The sequence below is a fragment of the Mycobacterium talmoniae genome, from assembly GCF_001854525.1.
Lineage (GTDB): Bacteria > Actinomycetota > Actinomycetes > Mycobacteriales > Mycobacteriaceae > Mycobacterium > Mycobacterium talmoniae.
In genome coordinates this window covers 1-3,050 of the sequence record NZ_MLQM01000298.1, presented here as the reverse complement: position 1 = coordinate 3,050, position 3,050 = coordinate 1, and the positions used below count along the sequence as shown (strand labels likewise).

The following is a 3,050-nucleotide window of genomic DNA, read 5'->3' as shown; positions in this document are numbered from 1 at the left end:
GAGGGGCCCACCCCGATCGGCTGGTGGCGGCACCTCACCGTCGCGGCCCGCCGCCAAGCCTGGGTGCTGATCGGCGACCAGCGGAATTTCGTCCTGGCGGTGCTGCTGCCGTTCGTGTTCGGGGCGCTGTGCCGGGTGCTGCCCGGCCGCGACGGGCTGCGCCCGGCCGACCCGTACGGCGACAACCCCAACCAGGCCGTCCCGATCTTGGTCGTGCTCACCGTCGCCGCGGTGGTCATGGGCTTGGCGTTGACCATCCGCGACCCGCTCGCGGAACGCTTCGTGTTGTGGCGCGAACAATCCGTCGGGCTGTCGGCCTCGGCCCACCTGGCCGCCAAACTCCTGGTCTACACGGTGGTCGCGCTGATCCAGACCGCCGTGCTCACCGTCGTCGCGGTGCCCGGCGACCGCGCGCCCACCGGCGGCGGCGCGCCGATACTCGAGCTCTACCTCGCGGTGGCCGGCACCGCCGTCGTCTCGGCGATGATCGGGTTGGCCCTGTCCGCGCTGGCCAACTACCCGCTGCAACTGCTGGTGATGTTCGTGCTGGTGATTTTGGTGTCGCTGGTGTTCTGCGGGGGGATGGCCCCGATCACCGGGCGGCCCGGCTTCGAGCAGGTGTCGTGGCTGGTGCCGGCCCGGTGGGGGTTCGCGGCGGCGGCGTCCAGCGTCGATCTGCGCACCATCGATCTGCTGGCCGCCGACGACATCCTGTGGACGCCGGGCTGGTGGTGGTTCGACATGACCATCCTGGCGGTGTTGGGGATGCTGGCCGTCGACGTGCTGTGGTGGGTGCTGCGGCTGCCCAGCCCCAAGCGCTACCTCGCCGCGACCGGCCACCGGGTGCCCGCCGCCGGTGCGGCGGGCCGTGCGGTGCCGGCGGCCGCGGACCCCGTCGAGGTGGCCGGCGGCGAAAAGCCCGGGTAACCGGAGCGACTCGGCGCTACCGTCGAGGGATGACCACCACCGCCGAACATCTGCGCAATACCCTGGACGGCCGCTGGCATGACGTGAAAAACCGGATCCGGACCAAGCTGACCGATCCGGTGTTTCGCCCGCACCACACCCCGAACACGGTCATCGCCCGCACCAAAGTGGCTGAACAGCTGAGGATCATGGCGTCCGCCGGGGCGGCCGCCGACGGCTTCAACAAGGAACACGGCGGCACCGGCGACGTCGGCGCGGCGATCACCATGATCGAGATGCTGGCGATGTCGGACCTGTCGCTGATGGTCAAGGCCGGGGTGCAGTGGGGCCTGTTCGGCGGTGCGATCGAGAACCTGGGCACCGAGCGGCACCACGAGAAATACGTCAAACCGATCATCAACCTGGATTTGCTCGGCTGCTTCGCGATGACCGAGACCGGGCACGGCAGCGACGTGCAGTCCCTGGAAACCACCGCCACCTACGACGCGGCGACCCAAGAGTTCGTCATCGACTCCCCCACCCCGTCGGCGCGCAAAGACTACATCGGCGGCGCCGCCGAAACCGCCACCGTCGCAGCGGTGTTCGCGCAGCTGATCACCGCCGGTCCGGGCGAGGAACCGCAAAGCCACGGCGTGCACTGCTTCGTGGTGCCCATCCGCGACCCCGACGGCAACGACCTGCCGGGGGTCACCACCTCGGACTGCCACTACAAGGGCGGGCTGCCCGGGGTCGACAACGGGCGCATCCGGTTCGACCACGTCCGGGTCCCACGGGAAAATCTGCTCAACCGCTACGGCGACGTCGCACCCGACGGCAGCTACAGCTCGCCGATCGAAAGCCGGGGCCGGCGGTTCTTCACCATGCTGGGCACCCTGATCCGCGGCCGGGTCACCGTCGGCGGCAGCGCCGGCGCCGCCGCCCGGGTGGCCCTGGACATCGCCACCCGGTATGCGTTGCAGCGCAGGCAATTCACCGCGCCCGACGACGAGGGTGAGGTGCTGATCATGGACTACCTGGTGCATCAGCGTCGGCTGTTCCCGCTGATCGCCCGGTCGTATGCGCTGCAGTTCGCACAGAACGAGCTGGTGTCCAAATGCCACGACCTGCAGACCGCCGAAGACCCCGACGCCGAGGAGCAGCGCGAGCTGGAGGCCCGCGCCGCCGGCTTGAAGGCCGCCAACACCTGGCACGCGTCGCGGGCGATCCAGGAGGCCCGGGAGGCCTGCGGCGGCGCCGGGTACATGGCCGAGAACCGGCTGATCGCGCTGCGGGCCGACACCGACGTGTTCACCACCTTCGAAGGCGACAACCACGTGCTGACCCAGTTGGTGGCCAAACAGTTGCTGACCGCCTACGCCGACGACATCGGGTCGATGAGCCCGGTGGAGTGGGTGCGGTTCGCGGCCAACGCGGTCGGTGACCGGGTGATGAAACGCACGGCGGCCGAGGCGATTATGCAGCGGCTGGTGGACGCCCGACAGGACAGCGAGGAAGAGGGCAGCCTGTTCAACCGCGGCACCCAGGTGCACATGTTCGAGGACCGCGAGGATTACCTGCTGTCCTCGGTGGCCCGCCGGCTGCAGGGCAAGGCCAACGAGATGAGCGAGTTCGACGCGTTCAACGCCGTGCAGGATCACGTGCTGCACGCCGCGACCGCCCACATCGACCGGGTGGTGCTGGAAGCCTTCGTCGCCGGCATCGAGGCGTGCGAGGACGAGCAGGCCCGCGAATTGCTGGAGTTGGTGTGTGATCTCTACGCGTTGAGCGTGATCGAAGAAGACAAGGCCTGGTACATCGAGCACCGCTACCTGTCCACCGAGCGGGCCAAGGCGGTCACCCGCGGCATCAACGACCGGTGCCGCAAGCTGCGGCCCCACGCCGAGGTGTTGGTCGACGGGTTCGGGATCCCCGAGCCGTTGCGGTACGCCGAAATGCTGCACCCGGAAAACCTGCCCGGCTGAGGTCACCTTCTGCCGCGAGCGTGCGTGTCCCCGGCCGACACCAACGTAACTGGTTTTAGTCAAGGGGTTGGGGGGCCTGCCCGTTCCTCGTCTCTACGTAGTCCGTCAAGCGGGGTCTGATTTTTCCCCGACAGCGTGCAATCGAGTTTGGTGAGGAAGGGG

Annotated in this window: 2 protein-coding genes; both read left to right on the top strand. The window is 68.9% G+C overall.

Translation table 11 applies throughout. The features are described 5' to 3' along the window. The coding region (locus BKN37_RS26680; RefSeq protein WP_165618411.1) for an ABC transporter permease at positions 1 to 927 on the top strand (927 nt) is incomplete at its 5' end. Between the two features lie 29 nt (positions 928 to 956). After that, a complete protein-coding gene (locus tag BKN37_RS26675) occupies positions 957 to 2,888 on the top strand; it encodes an acyl-CoA dehydrogenase family protein (protein ID WP_071030262.1) in 1,932 nt (643 codons plus the stop codon). Positions 2,889 to 3,050 lie beyond the last annotated feature (162 nt).

What these genes read in the sequence shown, in the direction of transcription:
- BKN37_RS26675 (WP_071030262.1), top strand. Translation starts at nt 957, where the DNA reads ATGACCACCACCGCCGAACATCTGCGCAATACCCTGGACGGCCGCTGG.